This is a genomic window from Chryseobacterium sp. CG10_8 (assembly GCF_058117085.1).
On the sequence record NZ_JBYVEB010000017.1, the window covers coordinates 1 to 18,020 of the forward strand.

Consider the following 18,020-nt stretch of genomic DNA (forward strand, 5'->3'; position numbering starts at 1 on the left):
AATTTTTAAAATAATAACAACTAACTTACGTTAGAATTCTAATTATATTCTACATAATAACGCAATATTTTCTACGTGGTGTGTCTGTGGAAACATGTCCACAGGTAATATCTTAACCAATTTGTACTTTTCCTTTAACAAATCCAAATCTCTTGCTTGCGTCGCAGAGTTACAACTCACATAGACAATTCTTTCTGGTAATAAATTAAGTATCTGATCAACAACCTTCTTATGCATCCCATCTCTCGGTGGATCAGTGATTAAGACATCTGCTTTGGGGTGATTTTGTAAAAAATCTTCAGTAAAAATATCCTTCATATCACCACAATAGAAAGTACAGTTATCTAATCCGTTAAGCTCCGCATGTTCTTGGGCTGCATCAATTGCTTCTTGGACTGCCTCGATTCCTATAACTTGCTTTGCATTTCTAGCTACATATTGAGCAATCGTGCCTGTCCCGGTATAAAGATCGTAGACTACTTCATTCCCCTTCAGATCTGCAAATTCTAACGTTTTGCGATACAATTCTAATGCTTGTTTATAATTGGTCTGAAAGAAAGATTTTGGTCCAATTTTGAATCGTAAACCATCCATTTCTTCCATCAAAAATCCTTCCCCATAGTAATTAATAATATCCAAATCGTAGATAGAATCATTATTCTTAGGATTAATTGCAAAAACCAACGTCTTTATCATAGGGAACCTCTGCAATAAGTATTGAAATAATTTTTCTCGATTCTCCTGTTCCTCTCTGAATAGTTGAAAAAGAACCATCCACTCCCCTTTTGAATTTTGTCTCATCATAAGGGTCCTCAAAAACCCGTCCTGATTTCTAACATCAAAAAAAGCTAAATTATTTTCAACTGCATAATTCTTTACAGCCAATCGAATTTCGTTGGAAGGATCCTCCTGCAAAAAACATTCTATAAGATCCAAAATCTTGCTCCACATTCCAGGAATATGAAAACCTAATGCATTACGGTCACCAATATTACCAGAAGAATCAATCTCTGACTGAGTCAACCATCGCGAATCAGAAAAAGAAAACTCCATCTTATTACGGTAATAATATTGATCCTCTGAACCAAGTATTGGTAATGTTTCAAAGCCATCCAAACCTCCTATTCTTCTGAGGTTATTGACTACTTCATCTTGCTTGAATTCTAATTGCTTCGTGTAAAAAAGACTTTGCCACTTGCAACCGCCACAAACACCAAAATGTTGACATCTCGGCTCTACTCGAAAAGGTGACTCCTCGATGATATCTAAAACCTCAGCTTCAATATATTTGGATTTAGCCTTTCTCACTCTTGCATTAACCACATCACCAGGGACTGCACCAGTAACCATTACCGTCTTACTTTCTTCTGTTCTACCAATGGCAACTCCCTTAGCTCCAGCAGAAATCAGCTTGATATTCTCGAGAATAATATTTTTATTTTTTTTTCTTGACATTTTGCAAAGGTAAGTTTTACTGACGAAAAAATACGTATCTACAATCCTAAAGAAAATAACAGAAAATGCCTACCTAAATTGTCCACACAAAAAACAAAAAACCTTGTCCAAAAAGACAAGGTTTGTATATAAAATTGAAATTATCAATTATTTTGCTTCTGCTGGTTGTGGCGCTTCTGTTGGTTGTGGCGCAGGTGCAGCTTGTGGATCTTGAGGCATCAACAAATCATTTTGTAACGTTGCTTCAGGTTTTGGAGAAGTTAACCCAGTTAACTTGTCCATTAATTGCACCATTTCTGGATCACCTAAATTAAAGTATAGCTTACCAGCCATTTTTCCATCTTTATCTAGTACGATGAATGAAGGTCTTAACTTGAAACCATATACCCCATAATTCTTTGCAAATTCACCAGACATTCCTCCATCAGCATATAATTGCTTTGCAATGCTTCCTTTGAAAAGTGCAGTACTTGTTTTAGCAAACTGCTCTTTGGTATCATCAAAATTAATGAAAGCAAAATTCATATTCTTACCATAAAAATCCATTACTTGTTTAGCAATTGGAAGAGTAGATTCTTTGATATAAGGAGTCCAAGATGCATAAAACATCACAGTTGTAGGTTTCCCCTTAAGCGAAGACAATTGAAAGTCTTTTCCATCAGCTGTTACTAATTTTCCAGCAGGAACAACCTCTCCTTTTTTAAGTCCAAAAATCGCTTTCTGAACTTGTACCAATCCACTTTTTACACTAGAATCTTTGATTTCAGAATTGATAAGTTCATCCATCTTTTTAACATTCTCGTCTGTAGCATTAGGATTAATCTCTTGAGAAATTACAAATGCTAACAAATAATCTTTTTCTGTCTGAGAAAGATCTTTTCTTTGCTTCAAATATCCACTGAACAAAGCGCTTGTAGATACATCTGTTTTCCCTTTTGCTTCTCTCTCCGCATACTTTTGAAAATCCTCAGTCATTTTTGACAATAGATATTGTCTGTAAGATGCATGTTCTTTAGCTAATTTATCTTTATCCGTTAACAAAGAATTTTCGAAATCAGTTAATAATTTGGAAGGTTTGAAATTAGGATCACCACCCATTTGTTTTTTGAACATAGAGTACTGCGGAATAATCCCCAAAATTCCAGTTTTGATGTCATTTTTCTTCCACTCTACTACGTCGCTATCAGCATTAAATTTCTTCGCACTCTCATCGATACTTTTATCTAGATCCGTCTGAATTTTCTTCATCTCAGCAATAAATGTCTTCTCATCTTTTCCTAATTTTTCTTGCAAATTAAGTTTCTGAGTATAAGTCATTAAATTTTTCTGAACAGCGACAAGAAAGTCGTTATTATTTTTTGCATCCCCTTCAATTTTGAACTCTTGTGGGAAAGTTGCTGCATCACCAGAGATATTCAAAGTTTGACCTTTTTTAAGGTAAATCAAATTCTCTTTTCCACCATAAGAAATAACGTACATCCCATTATGAGGAGCATCAAAGCTACCTTTAAAGTTACCATCCTTGTCCATACCAACATTCACCAAAGGCAAAGTTGCCACTCCAAAAGCGTCAATAAATTCAACTCTTTCCAAAGGAGAACCTCCCTTTACTTTTCCCGTGAATTCTACTTTCTTGGAACACGAAACCATAAAAATGGCCATCAACACTAATACAACGTATTTTTTCATTTTAAATTTTTAAAAAAGTTGGGCAAAGATAATGTTTATCAATTTAGAATTCAATTACATTATCATAAAATATTGCTAAAAAATCAATTAGGTAACTCTCTATTTTAGAAACCGTTCTCATCAAAAGTGAAGGTTAAAGAGATTCCAGCTCTCACGGTTGAAAGTGGAAAAGCTACAGAAATTTTGTACTTGGTCATATTCTGATCATAGAACAAACGAAGCGCAAGGTTTTCGCTCACATTATACTCTGCAGAAAGTTTAAGCGAAAACAATCTCTGTCCACCTGTTATCTGCGAATCATCCAGTAAAATATTAGAAATCCTTGTCATATTATCTCTCAACCTGAAATCCCCTCTAATATTAAGATCGCTTGTTATCTTCTTACCATCCTTTCCTCTTCTTACAGCTCCTCCGAGTCGGAAATCTTTGATAATATACCCGAATCCAACCACGTATTCTTTACCAATATCTTCGGTCAAAGTATGATTAACGAGACCTAATAAGAATGTTCTATCTCGATTGTAATTAAGGGACATTTGGAAATTATTACGCATCGTAAAATCAAAACCAAGAAGTGGTGAAAAATTCTCAATATAGCCAATCTGAGAGAACGTAAATGGATTATAAAAATCTCCATTAACATCTGTTGCAAAATTATCATTAAAATAGTCAATACTGGACTGGATACCTGTTGCTGTATAAGTCGAGGTATAAGAATGCAAAATATCAAATTTAGAAAATTGACCATTAATTATAGGTACATTTCTTAATCCCGAATACACTAATCTCCAGTTAGGAAGAGGGAAACCTGCTTTCTGAGGGTTTGTCATCAATCCATCAACAGATTTTCCTTCAACCGCAGCTTTAAAGGCCGGAATCAAAACATAAGCATTGGCTATGCTGTAACCATCAACAAATCCATCTGCATTAGGAGTACCCATTCGCTGCGAAATCTGCTTCGCATTGGAAACCATATTTTGGTAGATATCATCCCCGCTCATAAATGAAGTTTTCAGCAAAAATGAAGTATTAGAGTAGGTAACCAAATCACTTCCAAAAGAAAAATCAAAAGCCGATGTTGATGGGTCTGCATCTACATTATAACCCGCCTGAACAAAATTCCTCGTATAGTTCTGTAAAATATTAAAATCTATTCGGAAGTCATTAATCGGAACCACTTGCAAATTGGCCGTAATTGTTCTATTTTTCATTTGTGTATAAGAGTCGGTCATATAAGTAGAATTACTTATCCAACCATTTTCAATTGCATTTCTTCTGATGTCCGCTTGCGAACCAAATAAGAATCCCGCAGTCGGACCTCCCAAAGTTTGTCCATAACCATACCAATTAGGTGCAGAAAGGAGACCTGGTAACACCGTTCCGTTATTTTCTTGATAATTAAAATCTAGCTGTCTTAATGAAGTTAAAGCATAGGCTATACTTTGACCTACATTAAGATGATTTTTGAATTTATATTTTTTGAAACGATATTTCTTTTTCTCCCAAGCCTTGGTATAGACTGTATTCAAAGAATCAACTTCTCTCTTTCTACCCATCATAATACTGTCTATCCTTTGGAAATATCCAGATTTCTTAAACAATTTAGGAAAATCAAGATTACCTGTACCCATAATATTATTGGTGTTCTGAGCAATGGTTCCGAGGTTACCTTCAGGACTGCTCAATAATACAGTCGAACGAGAGTTCCAATTATAAGTCATACCATATCCTACTTCCGCAGTGATAAAATCAATCACAGGGAAATATTGGAATGGGAGTTTGTAACTTGCCTGAATCCTATGATTATACAAAACTGGTCTTCCTGCGCGGAATGGACTTTGGAAAATTGATTTGTTATCCATTCCACCTACATCCACATTATCATTTAATGTTCGAGTTGCGGAATTAACTTCAAGTTTTAATGATTTGGCTAATTTCCATTCTAATCCATATTGCCATCCAAAATAGAAGTTTCGGTTTCTTATGACATCAAAGTCGTTCCCGAAATTACCATTCATAATAGCATCGATATTTCTAAATTCTAACTCGTTATAATTTCTATCTAACTCTGTCCGGAACGAGAATCTCGTTGGGATAGGATTAAGATTGAACTCTTTGAACCATTTCAAATTTTTAGCAGATTTTGCGGTATCGCTTACCATTTTGCTAAATGGCTTAATCACCCAAGGTTTGAAGTTGAAGTTATAATCCAAATTACCTCTCAAGTATTGCTGATAATTTTTCTTGGTATACATATCTCTATAATAATCGTCATTATAGACCATCGTTAAAGAGAGGTTTTCTATATCATAAAAACGAGTCTTTTTTTCAGGATTAACCCTCTCCTTTCTCATATTAACGACACCGATACTTCTCTGTTGCGTATAAGTTCTCGCAATTTGTTTTAATTCAGCGGCATTGGCTGCTTTATTAAACTCAACATCGGTGTCCAAAGGATTGTACTTAGGATCATCCGTTGTCTGAGAATAGGAGTAGTTAACTGGAATCTTGATCCCAGTTTTTTCTGGTAAAAATTTGTCAACATTAACAGCTGCGTTAACGCTAAATGCCGATTGAGTAGATTGAGCTCTTTCTGCTGGTCGAGAATCAATATTTCCAAAATCCACTGTAGAATATGCCGCATTGGCATTAACCACTGCAAAGTCTCCCATATTAAAGTTCAAACTTGCATTTCCCGCATATCCTCCTTCATTATCAATCTCCGCAAGTCTAATCTCGTTCACCCAAAGCACCAAATCACGTCCTCTTGGACCAAGACCTCCCGCTGAACGCATACCAACCATTATTGTAGTAATATTTCCTAAAGATGGACGCCCTTTTACAAATATTCTTTTGTCATCAGTAGATGCACTTTCGGTATATCTTTCAATAATATTAGCTGCCGAATTTTTGTCTCTATTAATTTTAAGGTTTACAAAATCTTGAACAGCAAAATCAACTTCATTCTCTGCAGGCCAAATTTCTAATGGCGAAGTTGCCGTTTCTGAAGTAAATTTCAAAGAAGCTTCGTACTCATAATAGTTATCGGTCGCATCACTTCCAAAACGTATAAAAAATTTAGCTTTTGGGTCATATAAAGTTGAAGCTGGATTATCTAAATCCTGCGCATGTACAAACAACTTCAGTTTTTTGTAACGACGCATATCCAATTGAGTATTTTTATAAACCCCTCTAGACTCTGAATCAGCTTCACCAATATCAGTTCCTCTAAGGTAAAGAGAAGATTCATTTTGTCTTTGTGCACCAGCATTTCCACTCAGTACTTGTCTGTCAATTCCCGGAGGAAGTACATATGGAGGCGAATTAAGTCCGTTTTCCTCAAGGTTAACGCTTCCCACTTCGAAGTTTTCGTTATCTATCGTTACTGTTCCTTCATTAATTCCAACAGGTGCTGATTGGTCAGGGAAAATATTTTTGGTATATCTTCTCCAATCACTTCTCACCAAATCAAAAGTACCAAATCTTAAAGTAGATGGCTGATCAAATCCTATCAATAACAATCTGGCAAATCTTACATTGTTAAGAACAGAAAGTTGAGCATCACCTGCCGTAGTCACAAAATCAGAAACAGGAATACGAACCAAATACCATTTGACATTATCAGTCTGACCATTTTCAAAAGTGACATCAACTGTTTTGACATCAACGATATGATTTTGTCCTAGTAGTAATGATGATGGGGATAACTCTACTTCATATTGATTATAACTTTCGCTTTGATCTAAATTGTAATCGTTATTAGCATCCTCGACATCAGGTGTCTGTGTTGCTACTTCCAAAGAATTACTTTTGGAATTGCCTTCCGGATTTTTAAAATACTTGTATCGACCAGGTACAGAAGAAGCAGTACTTCCTGTAAATTTATCAGACAAATAGAACAAAAAGTTATCAGATGCTGGATCCGATTCATTCGTAAAAGGATTTGTAAAACTGGTTCCGAACTTAGCTGCTTCATCAGCACCACTCAAACCATCATAACCCAAATCTTGTGCAGTTCTTTCGTCTCCCTCAGTAGAAAAAGCGTATAAAACAGCAGGTTGATTAGGTTGAGACCCCCAATTAGATGTTGTAGTTGATGTAACATTGGAAGGTGTTGGCAAACCATTCTCATATTGCATATATCCATCCTTCAATACGTCTTCGGAAACATTTCCTAGCTGAAGCAAAAGTTTTGGATTAGTTCCCAAAGTATTTCCATCAGCATAAGGATCCATCATCCAAAATTCGACATACTCGATATTAGAACTCACAAAATTAGACACCGAAATTGGTCTCATAATTCCTGCCCATCTTTGAGATGTTGTTTCGGCATTCAAATTAACATTGTATGGTCCTCTCTCGCTTGGAAAATATGAAATATCAAAAGTATTAGTGAAAATCTGTTCACCCGCAACAAGATCTTTGGAATTATATAATTCTTCCATTTTCACCCTTCTAGAAGCGTGGTTAGAAACGGCATCAGCGTTGATTCCTGTTGGAAGACTTCCACCAACTCCCCAGAAGCGAGGATCAATATTATACCACGTCATTAATCCTCTTCCATTACCGTTAGAAAGGTCATTGCTGCTTCCAGCTCCAGAAAAAATAGGATCACTTTGATTCTTTTCCGGTTTTGAAGCGAGACTCCACGAAAATGGCTCTTTTAAAGATATTTTAGAAGTTGTTTGTTCAAAATCATCGATATAAGATTGCCCGTTAGTTCCTTTATTAAGTCCTGGAAACAAATACGCTCCTTCCATACGGAAATTCACATTGGATGGCGCTTCGGTTTTAACTAAAGGAATCTTATCAGTAACCCTTGTAAGGAATGGAGCAGGACTGTTGTACATTACATTAAGTCCAGCCATCGTGTTATTAACAGACTCATCTCCATAATTAACCTTCTGTGTCAAAGGAACTTCAGAATACTTGATAACCGTACCTCCTAATATAAAATTTTCATTAAAACGATGTTCCAAATTAAGTCCCATGAAGGTTTTCCTTTGGGTATTGAAGGTCATCTGATTTTCTAAAGAAACATTAATGGACTGTCCAGATTGCTTAATAGCTTCATTAATAATGGTCACCGTACCTACTAAATAATCAACGGTATAATCTATGCCCTCTGTTAATTGAACTCCATTAGCCGTAACAGTCACAGATCCTTGTGGTACATTAATAGCACCAAGAGAAATCCCCTGTCCTTGTGAGCCTTTGTAGTGACCTTCGATGGTGTAACGAAGTGCTAAATTACTTTGTTGTGCGATATTTTTCTGCTCGGTGTACAAATCAGAAAAAACATATTGCGGGTTATTCCCAACAACAGATGCCATATAACTACCAAAAGGTTGAACTTTGGTAAAAATCACTTTTCCTTGTTCTGGACGAATGGTAATTTCACTAACGTAGTCAAAAACACCATCTCCAGTTTCACCAGCACTATTGGTTTGTAAGTCACCATTAATGTTAAGTCTATCCCAGTTCAATAACTTCAAAAGGTTAATATCTTGAACACTGGTATTAGGTAAATAATTGACTTTACCTCCAGTTTGCGGATCACGATAATAAACATTTAACATGAAATTATCCTGCGAAACCTGATAAGCATCAAGAGAATAGATATTCTTCATCATCAAGCTCCACATTGGAGAAGTCGTCTTAACTGTTGTATTGGGTTTCAAAAGTTTGGTTACCAAAACTGGACTTTCCTCAGAAAATTCACCAACTTTATAAACGGTGTTAGAACCATTGACTGTAAAGGAGTATGAAACAGCTAGTAATTGATTATCATTTAACCTTTGGGTAAGAGAAATATACCCTAATTGCGCATTATATTGAAACTCTGAAGAACTAAGTTTTCTTGCTTTTCTGTTAAAAATAAATTGCTCTCCATCAGTATAGGTTTCTGGAGTACCAGCTGCATTAGGAAGCGACTGTCCATTGATGGTGTTATAAGCGGTATTAAGATCACGGAGGCCGGTACCTAAAGCATTAATAGAGGCATAGAGATTATTCTGATCATTATCAGGATAACCAGATGCGCCATCCCCAAGATCTCTAATACCTACGATACCTTTTTGTGAAGCTAAATTTCCATTTCCTTGGTCCAAAACCCAAACTTCTAACCTTGTAATGTTAACCCTAGAGTTAATCTGAGGGTAATTAAGAAGCGCGTTGTCATAGTTATTGAGGAAATAATGACCAAGAAAATAATGCTGATTTTCTTCGTAATCAATTGCATTCACCTTGAAGGTATTAACGACTCCTCCTCCTTGTACAGTGATATTTCTGGCCTCCCCTTGTTGTTGGGAAAGAACCATCGTTCCGAAAGTCTTGCCCCACTGAAACTCGGTTTTGATCCCAAAAAGGGACTCAGAACCTCTAATTAAACTTGTAGAAAGAGGCATATTAACATTACCCAACTCTATCCGTTTGAGAATACGGTCTTCTCCACCAGTTTTAGGATCGGTTAAGCCTTTTGTCTGCAAATCTTTCCATGTTCCCTTGGCTTGCCAAGCAAGATTCATTCTGTTTTCAAAAGAAAATCCACTTTGGGTATCGTAATTAGCCTTTAATTGCAAATTTTCACCTACTTTTCCTAAAAGTCCTAGCTGGATTCTCTGATCTAATAGAAATGAAAAACTTGTTCTGTTCTGCGGTAGAATAAGGGGATTATCAATCTTCTGATACAAGCCCCCAAAGTCAAAAGAGGCATATCCACTAGGAATAATCTCAATAGTGTTACCGCCAAAAATGGCTTCGAAAATTTTATTATTAACATTGATACTTTGCAGCAATCCTCTTTTTTTAGCTTCGGATTGATCCTTCCTAAAAAGGGAACTATAAGCGTCAGATTTTTCCTTGAAATACGCAGAAGTTGCCTTCATTTGGGTAAATTCTCGAAATTCCTCTGGCGTCATTACCATTGGTGAACCTGTTATCAAATTACCAACTTTAGGATACACGTAGTACATCCCCGTCTGGATATCATAAAAACCTTCGTATGTTGTTGGGTCTGGTAAAGGAAACTCTTTCCTAACAGAAATACTATCCGAAGGAAGCGTCTGTGCACTCATTTCATAAGAAAATAGTACACAAAAAAGAATCAATAAATGGGTATATAGTGTTGTGTTCCTCACTAAATTTTTTAAATATTTTTTAAAATCTGCTTGACCAAATCCTCCACAGCAATTTCGGGATTCAGTTTTAGAATTTTGTCAGCAATTTTTTCACTCATTTTCTTCGAGATACCAAGTACCTCCAATGCTGATAACGCTTCTTCCTTCACTTTATTATTCGTGAAAGGAGAAACTTCGGCATTAGAGATGTTAAATTTAAGTACTTTATCTCTCAAATCCACTATGATTCTCTCCGCTGTCTTAGCACCAATCCCTTTAACCCTCTGCAAAAGCCCGCTATTTCCGCTCTGTATTCCGTTAGCAATTTCATCAAGGCTTAGAGAAGATAATAAAATCAGGGCAGACACTGCTCCTACTCCATTCACACTTATCAGCAAATTGAACATTTCTTTTTCCAATAATGTTGAAAATCCAAATAACAAATGGGCGTCCTCTCTGATAATCTGCTGGATATAAAGAAAAACTTCTTTTCCTAATACCAACTGTTGGGAAGTCTGCAAACTAATTCCTGCATAATATCCTACCCCTGCGACATCTACAACAACATAAGCAGGCGTAACTTCCTGTACAATACCACGAAGTGAATAAATCATAAACTGAATTTAAGCAAATGTAAAAAATATAATATAAAAAACTGCTATTCCTACGGAAAAGCAGCTAGTAGTTTTGACAAATATCTCTTGAAAGAGTATTTGGATATTGACACCACCTCCAATCCTTAGAACTGAAATCCAAGTCCAAATCTATACATACTACCATAAAGCTATTACCCAATCCTTAAAGCTTCTTTTGCAAAGCAAAAAATACCATTACAAAACCAAAAAGCCTCCTAGCCCAAGCAAAAAACTTAAAATAATAGGCTTTTAGCTCAAAAAAATAAGCTTTTAGGTGCTTAGTAGAACCTAAAAGCTTATCTTGAATAGCAAAACGCAATTCCTTAGGAGGTTGGAGCCGAAGGCTTGGCGCTCCGCTTACTAAATCGTTGACGAAGATCATCATAAACTGGATTAGCGGTCGAAACGCCTTTTGTTGCAGCTTCTTTTACCGTTCCGTAGTATAGCATCCCTGCGGTTAAAGCTTCGCTTCCTGCCAGCATCACGGTATCAGAGATATCTGTGGATAATTGTTGCGCTAGATTGGACAAAGGAGTGAGCGCTTCGGTTAGGGCAACATCTTTCAGAAATTCTTCCTGACTCATATAAGCAGGAGCAAACTCTGGATTGGTAGCCAAATAATTTTTAATTTTTTGTACAGTTGCCAAAGTCTTGTCCCCCATTTTGAAAAGAGACATTCTTTGATCCGCTGTTAAAGCTTGCAAGTATGGAGCAAGAGCAGTTTTGCATTCTTGCAATTTCTGAGAAACCTCGTCAAGTACTGCTTGTGGAATCTCAACACTAATTTGATTGTTGGTACTCATCATTTTGATTTTTAAAAGGTTAATAATAAGATGATGACCAAAAATAAAAATCAAAAATATACAGACACAAGAGGAGAAACACCCATTTTTATACCTACAAAAAAAACTGCTTTTCCGGTGGAAAAGCAGGTGGTAGTTTTTTTTCAATAAGTCCAATAGCAAAAGTATCATTTTATCACCAAATATGAATCTTTATTTTTAGGTTTTTTTATTGTATTCAATTCACAAAAAAGAGCAAATATCGCAATGCTTTTCTACCAAAACAGTAGTATTATTTGTCGAAAATAAGGCTAAGCTATTTATTGTTTACTATTCCTCAATTTCAATATTCAGTTTTCTTGTTGCACTTTTTTTTAACTCGCGCTCCATTTGTTTATAATCTTCTGGTGTGTATGGATTCCCATCACTCTTGTGAAAAACAAATCCTGTCGTTTTGTACTCAAACAATGGATCATCAAAATATCTCTTTTTTAATTTCTTCATATCATTTGTGCTCACTGGTATTATCTTTTCATCGGTCAAACGACCAACATCACATATATTACCAATTCTCTTTTTACTCTTTACAAAAAAATATTTATATATTAATTCTTCATCATAGACTTCAAAAATTAAACCTGGCAAACCATGGAACACATATGGTCCGTAATCTTGTCCAATTTCTTTACAAAACCAAGCGGTCCAAATTCTACCTCCATATTTCGTTATTGCCTTTTGAAGAACGAAATTATCAACAACTTTCGTTTGACTTTCCAAAACCCATTTAAGTTTGATATTCTTTTTAACTTCATAATAGTTTAAGGTGAATTTTTCAAAAAAATCAAACTCATTTTTTGTTTTATCAAATTGCAATATATTATTGAACTGTGGTGCTACATATCTCACTATACCATTACTCAGATTATTGAGTGAATCCGTTTCTACAAATTTGTTGCTTAAGAAAATACTCTTTTCTTTATTATTTTGCAAGACAAAAACATCCCTTAAAATTAGACTATCATTCTTATAAGGCCTATATTCGAAGTTATAGAAATAATCAACTCCTTGTGCATTAAGCAAACAACAAATAAACAAAAAAAAGAATTTCATAATATTTTATATAAAAATTGAGCACTTTACAAGTTGTAAAGTGACTCAATTGATTAATATTTTATGGCTCAAATGAGACATCTTTAATAACAACTTTTTCAGTTTTTGTACATGATTGATCTGGTCCGTTACAAGGAGAACAAGAACACTGAGTTCCAAAAGTACCTAAACTACATCCATTTGCGCATCCTGTACAAGTACATTCTTTCTCAAGCGCAAGAGACATTCCACTAGAAGTAACTTTAAAAAAAGTTCCGATTTCAATTGTGTTATCAATGCTTGATGCTTTCAGGAAATAAGTGGTATTATGGTTGTCATCTTCTGAAGTAATAATTTTAAAATTATCGATTTTCACCTTATAACCTTGATCTGCCAACTTCTGTTCCCAAAACAGTTTAATATCCTCTTTAGTCAAAATCTTTTTCTGACCTTCAGAATTCACAGCATAAAATTTGTTAGCAAAAACATCTTCTAGATTAACGTCATCATGAATTGTAGAAATATTCATAGCTGAAAACATTCCATTACAAAATATCAATAAAAAAAGTGTCGCAAAAAAATTTTTCATTTCAAAATAATTTATTTTTCTCCCTACTTTATTTGCAAATATATAACAGTATATATATTGCTTTACACTATAAAAGCGCAGGAGCAAGATGTTCAGGAAGTCTGCCCTCGTTGAGCAAATAAAGTATTAGGATCTTTTACTATTATTTCGAAGCGTTCTCCTCTGTTTTCCTTGTGTCTTTTTGTGTCTTTATGTGTTTTTTTTTGCAAAAGCGATATTTGGAGAACGTTCCTTATAAATTACTGCACAACACCAAAAGTAGTAACAGACGTTAACAAAGCTATCAAAAAACCTTTGCGATTTTATTGCGATTTGTGCAAATCACAGAAGATTACACTGTCCGAAGCAAAGTTCTATTTTTCAGGGGGGGGGGGATTGCTTTTTTGAGTTGCTGTACTTCATTTTCTAATCTTAAAACTTTTGCAGTCAATTGTTTCCATTGACTTGAAGAGGTTTCGTTTTTTGATTTCATATAAACAGACGCTTCTATGATCTCTTCTATTTCTATATCAAGCAGTTTACATATTTTTTCCCATTCCTGTTTTGAGATTGATGTTTTTCCTTTTTCTCTTCGATTGTAATTGGAGACATCCATACAAAGAAAATCTGCCATTTGTTTTTGGGTATAACCCTTCTGTTTTCGAATCACTTCGAGCTTATGTTTCTTCATTCAATTGTTTTTTCCAAACGAAAATATAAAAACAAAGCAACAAAAGACCCTGTAAATGCGGTTTTTTAAAATAAACCGACAGATTTTTATGAATTACCTGTTGAAAAATAAAATTTACGATGATTCTACATTTGCAATAAATAAAAAACTGCTATTCCTAAGGAAAAGCAGTTCGGTATTTTATAAATTTTTGGAGTAGTAAAAGAAGAAACTTTTCTATTTTTTCTCTTCTCTCCTTTGCGCATCTAGAACGGCAATGGTCGCAAGGTTAACAATTTCATCCACACTAGAACGCATTTGCAATACATGGACAGGTTGTTTCAATCCCATCAAGATTGGACCTACCACCTGAGCTACTTTCATTCCACGAATAATTTTATAGGAAAGATTAGCACTTTCAAGATTTGGGAATACAAAGACATTGGCTGGATTGGTTCCTAATTTAGAAAAAGGATAATCTGCTAAATGATCTGCATTCATCGCAAAATCTGGCTGAATTTCCCCATCCACAACCATCTGTGGAAATTTCTCATGAAGAATCTCCACGGCTTTCGATACTTTCTGCGAAGTTTCAGAATTATTGGAGAAGTTCTCATAAGATAGCATCGCAATTCGGGGTTCGATAGCGAAAGACTTCACTGTCATTTCTGCCATTTTTGCAATATTGACCAAATCTTCAGAACTAGGATTCTTGTTAATGGAAGCATCGGTGAAGAATATTGGTTTTTTATCACTCAAAATCATCATCATAGAAGCGATTTTATCAACGCCTTTATCTTTATCAATGACTTCCAGAACGGGCTTCATTACCGAAGAATAACTTTTTGCAAAACCTACAACTAAGGCATCGGTATCCCCATTTCTCAACATTAAAGGACCAAAATAATCCCTTTGACGAACAAAACGACGCGCTTTATATTCGTTCATTCCTTTTCTTTCGCGAAGCTTCCACAAAGTATCACGATAGATTTTTCTTTTTTCGGTTTGGTCTTCATCCGTTGGATCAACAATAGGAACGTCCAAATCAATCCCGAATCTTTCCATTTGTTCTTTGATATATTTCTTCTCCCCTAACAAAATAGGATGAGCAATTCCTTCTTCATAAAGAATTTGAGCTGCTTTCAAAACATTGTATTCTTCAGCGTTTCCAAGCGTGACTCTTTTTGGATTGGATCTAGCTCGGTTTTGCATCATTCGGATGAGTTTTTCATCACGACCCATTCTGTCCAACAAATGATTTTCGTAATCATCGAAGTCTTCAATAATCTTCCCCGCTATTCCGCTTTCCATTGCAGCTTTTGCAACAGCAATCGACACCCTCGTAATCAATCTGTTATCAAAAGGCTTTGGGATAAAATATTCCGTTCCGAAATTCAAATTTTTTAGATTATAAGCCAACATCACATTTTCTGGAACTGGCTCTTTCGCTAAGTCAGCAATGGCGTGTACTGCGGCTAATTTCATCGCTTCATTAATTCCAGCCGCCTGAACATCTAACGCTCCTCGAAAAATATACGGAAAACCAAGAACATTATTCACCTGATTAGGAAAATCACTTCTTCCGGTTGCCATGATAACGTCCTTCCTAGTCTGAGTTGCCAAATGATAATCAATTTCAGGATCAGGATTCGCTAATGCGAAAACAATCGGATTATCTGCCATTTTATTAAGCATTTCTGGAGTCATGACATTTCCTTTGGAAAGACCAACAAAAACATCCGCACCTTCCAGCGCTTCATCCAAAGTATTTTTATCCGTCTTAACGATGAATTCAATTTTTTCTGAAGTCAAATTCTCTCTTCGATCATTGATAACACCTTTGCTATCACACATGAGAACGTTTTCTTTCTTCAAGCCTAAAGCAATATACAATTTGGTACAAGCAATTGCCGCAGCTCCCGCTCCATTGACAACCATTTTGACTTCGTCAATCTTTTTACCAGAAATTTCCAAAGCATTAATCAATGCTGCCGCCGAAATAATAGCTGTCCCGTGTTGGTCATCATGCATCAAAGGAATATTAAGTTCTTCCTTTAACCTATTTTCGATATAAAATGCTTCTGGTGCTTTGATATCTTCCAAATTAATTCCTCCAAAAGTTGGTGCAATTCCCTTGACGATTTCTATAAATTTATCAGGGTCTTTTTCATTAATTTCAATATCAAAAACATTGATATCCGCAAAAATCTTGAACAACAATCCCTTTCCTTCCATCACAGGTTTCGAAGCTTCTGCTCCAATATCTCCCAAACCAAGTACGGCAGTACCATTAGAAATAACAGCGACAAGATTTCCCTTTCCGGTGTAATCATAGACGGTTTCTGGTTTTTCGTAGATTTCCATACAAGGAATCGCAACACCAGGAGAATATGCCAAAGACAAATCACGCTGAGACGAATGCGGTTTCGAAGGCAAAACTTCAATCTTTCCTTTTGGTTCAGCTTTATGATAATCCAAAGCGGCTTTTCTAAAATTTTTAATATCTCTATTGGTTTTATTTGACATATATTTTATTCTGTTTTTGTTGATAATTATTGACTCCCAAAACGCACAATTCGGGGTATTAAAAATAGGAACAAGATTGCTCCCAATAGTTTAAAAAAAATTAATCGAGAATATAATTCTTGTGATATTCCACAAGGCTTTCGATAGGTTTCTGTACGACTCTTCCTACAGTAAGATTAAGATCGGCTGCAGCTGCTCTAAGAAACTCTTCATAGAAGTAAGCAATTGAACCAATAAAATTGATTTCGGCATCTTTGGCCTCAGCGTAAGGAAGAACTTGATAGTCAAGGAAATTTTTCATTTCATCAAATATCATATTCTGAAAATAAGGATGCTGTTTTCTTTCGACAACAAACCTATTAAAATCAGCCAAGTAGGCATTAGCTCTTGGATTGTGATACATATTTTTGACGGCATCCTCAATCGTAAGATGATATTTTTCGGTAAATTCTTGATGCAAATCCGCAGGAAGTTTTTTCATAAAATATCTTCGGAGCAAATGTTTTCCCATAGCACTTCCACTTCCTTCATCACCGATCAGAAATCCAAGCGAAGGGAGCTCTATTCTTACATTTTTACCATCGAAGTAGCAAGAATTAGAACCAGTACCGAGAATACACACAATGGCAGGCTTTCCGTTGTAAGCTGCATATGCGGCTGCAGTCATATCTTCTTTGACGCTGATTTCAGCCTTGGAAAAAACTTTCTGAATCTCGTTTTTCACTATCATCTGGTTTTCTATAACACCGCAACCAGAACCATAGAAAAAAACTTTAGTAACCTGATTCTTAATAGGATTAAGATGAGTATTACTTTCGATTTCTGGCGCTATAAGCTCGGCTTTTATAATATTAGGATTAAATCCTATCGTCTCGGTTTTGAGATGGAACTTATGGTCTTGATCCAAAATCATCCAGTCGCATTTGGTTGAACCACCGTCTACAATGGCAATCATGTTTTAACATTTTAAAGTTGATGCTAAAATAGGAATTAATCTTGAAATCAAAAGGAACACTCAATTCCGACCATTGAAATGGGAAATATGAAGAGAGCAGAATCCAACCTATTACTCTTCTTGTTGTGATAACCAATCCTCTATCTCCTCCTCAAGATAGGAAGTCTGAAGCTTTATAGAATTAATGAAATCGTCCGGGACACTTTGGTCTTCAGAAGTCTCTAGATTCCACAGCTCTTCCGACATGGTTTCATATTCGGAATATACTCTACGGAATCGCTGATTGTTTTTTTCTAGGTTTTGAATTTGGTCCAAATTAGTTTGGAACTTTCGGTACGGATTTCTCTTTGAATTCATTACAATGTCGATTTGAGTTCTGTGAATTGGTTTTCATTATTGTTTTTTTTTGTTTCTTTAGAAACCTTTCTCTGAAGATTTCATCTTTTAAAGTTAAAAATATTTTTAATACAAAAACATTTTTTAAAAAAAATTGTGAAAATCTTAATAGACTTTAATAAACCTCCGTGGAATCT

The 18,020-nt window shown here is 35.4% G+C and carries 11 protein-coding genes; all 11 read right to left on the reverse strand.

The window, feature by feature from the left end; translation table 11 throughout:
- Positions 1-42 precede the first annotated feature (42 nt).
- Positions 43-1,455 carry a 23S rRNA (uracil(1939)-C(5))-methyltransferase RlmD gene (gene rlmD / locus AC4AGG_RS04825; protein WP_489770855.1) on the reverse strand — a complete coding sequence of 471 codons (1,413 nt, stop codon included), beginning with the start codon at positions 1,453-1,455 and terminating at the stop codon, positions 43-45.
- 147 nt (positions 1,456-1,602) lie between these two features.
- On the reverse strand, positions 1,603-3,144 hold the full coding sequence (locus AC4AGG_RS04830; RefSeq protein ID WP_489770856.1) for a TlpA family protein disulfide reductase: 1,542 nt from the start codon (positions 3,142-3,144) through the stop codon (positions 1,603-1,605).
- A gap of 104 nt (positions 3,145-3,248) precedes the next feature.
- The gene (gene sov, locus AC4AGG_RS04835; protein WP_489770857.1) at positions 3,249-10,220 is read right to left on the reverse strand and encodes a T9SS outer membrane translocon Sov/SprA; all 6,972 of its coding nucleotides are present in this window, start codon (positions 10,218-10,220) and stop codon (positions 3,249-3,251) included.
- Positions 10,221-10,291: 71 nt separating this feature from the next.
- Positions 10,292-10,876 (reverse strand): Holliday junction branch migration protein RuvA, encoded by a 585-nt coding sequence (ruvA, locus tag AC4AGG_RS04840; protein WP_489770858.1) that lies wholly within the window; start codon positions 10,874-10,876, stop codon positions 10,292-10,294.
- A gap of 344 nt (positions 10,877-11,220) precedes the next feature.
- The gene (locus AC4AGG_RS04845; protein WP_489770859.1) at positions 11,221-11,700 is read right to left on the reverse strand and encodes a hypothetical protein; all 480 of its coding nucleotides are present in this window, start codon (positions 11,698-11,700) and stop codon (positions 11,221-11,223) included.
- 309 nt (positions 11,701-12,009) lie between these two features.
- Complete coding sequence (locus AC4AGG_RS04850; RefSeq protein ID WP_489770860.1) at positions 12,010-12,789, reverse strand: GLPGLI family protein; 780 nt, start codon at positions 12,787-12,789, stop codon at positions 12,010-12,012.
- Between the two features lie 61 nt (positions 12,790-12,850).
- Positions 12,851-13,357 (reverse strand): hypothetical protein, encoded by a 507-nt coding sequence (locus AC4AGG_RS04855; protein ID WP_489770861.1) that lies wholly within the window; start codon positions 13,355-13,357, stop codon positions 12,851-12,853.
- A 331-nt stretch (positions 13,358-13,688) separates the two neighbouring features.
- On the reverse strand, positions 13,689-14,027 hold the full coding sequence (locus tag AC4AGG_RS04860) for a helix-turn-helix domain-containing protein (RefSeq protein ID WP_489770862.1): 339 nt from the start codon (positions 14,025-14,027) through the stop codon (positions 13,689-13,691).
- A 216-nt stretch (positions 14,028-14,243) separates the two neighbouring features.
- Positions 14,244-16,532 carry an NADP-dependent malic enzyme gene (locus AC4AGG_RS04865; protein ID WP_489770863.1) on the reverse strand — a complete coding sequence of 763 codons (2,289 nt, stop codon included), beginning with the start codon at positions 16,530-16,532 and terminating at the stop codon, positions 14,244-14,246.
- A gap of 100 nt (positions 16,533-16,632) precedes the next feature.
- Positions 16,633-17,487, reverse strand: a complete 855-nt coding sequence (locus AC4AGG_RS04870; protein WP_489770864.1) for a BadF/BadG/BcrA/BcrD ATPase family protein — start codon at positions 17,485-17,487, stop codon at positions 16,633-16,635.
- Positions 17,488-17,598: 111 nt separating this feature from the next.
- Positions 17,599-17,844: a hypothetical protein gene (locus AC4AGG_RS04875; protein WP_489770865.1), complete on the reverse strand. Its 246-nt coding sequence runs from the start codon at positions 17,842-17,844 to the stop codon at positions 17,599-17,601.
- Positions 17,845-18,020: the final 176 nt, after the last annotated feature.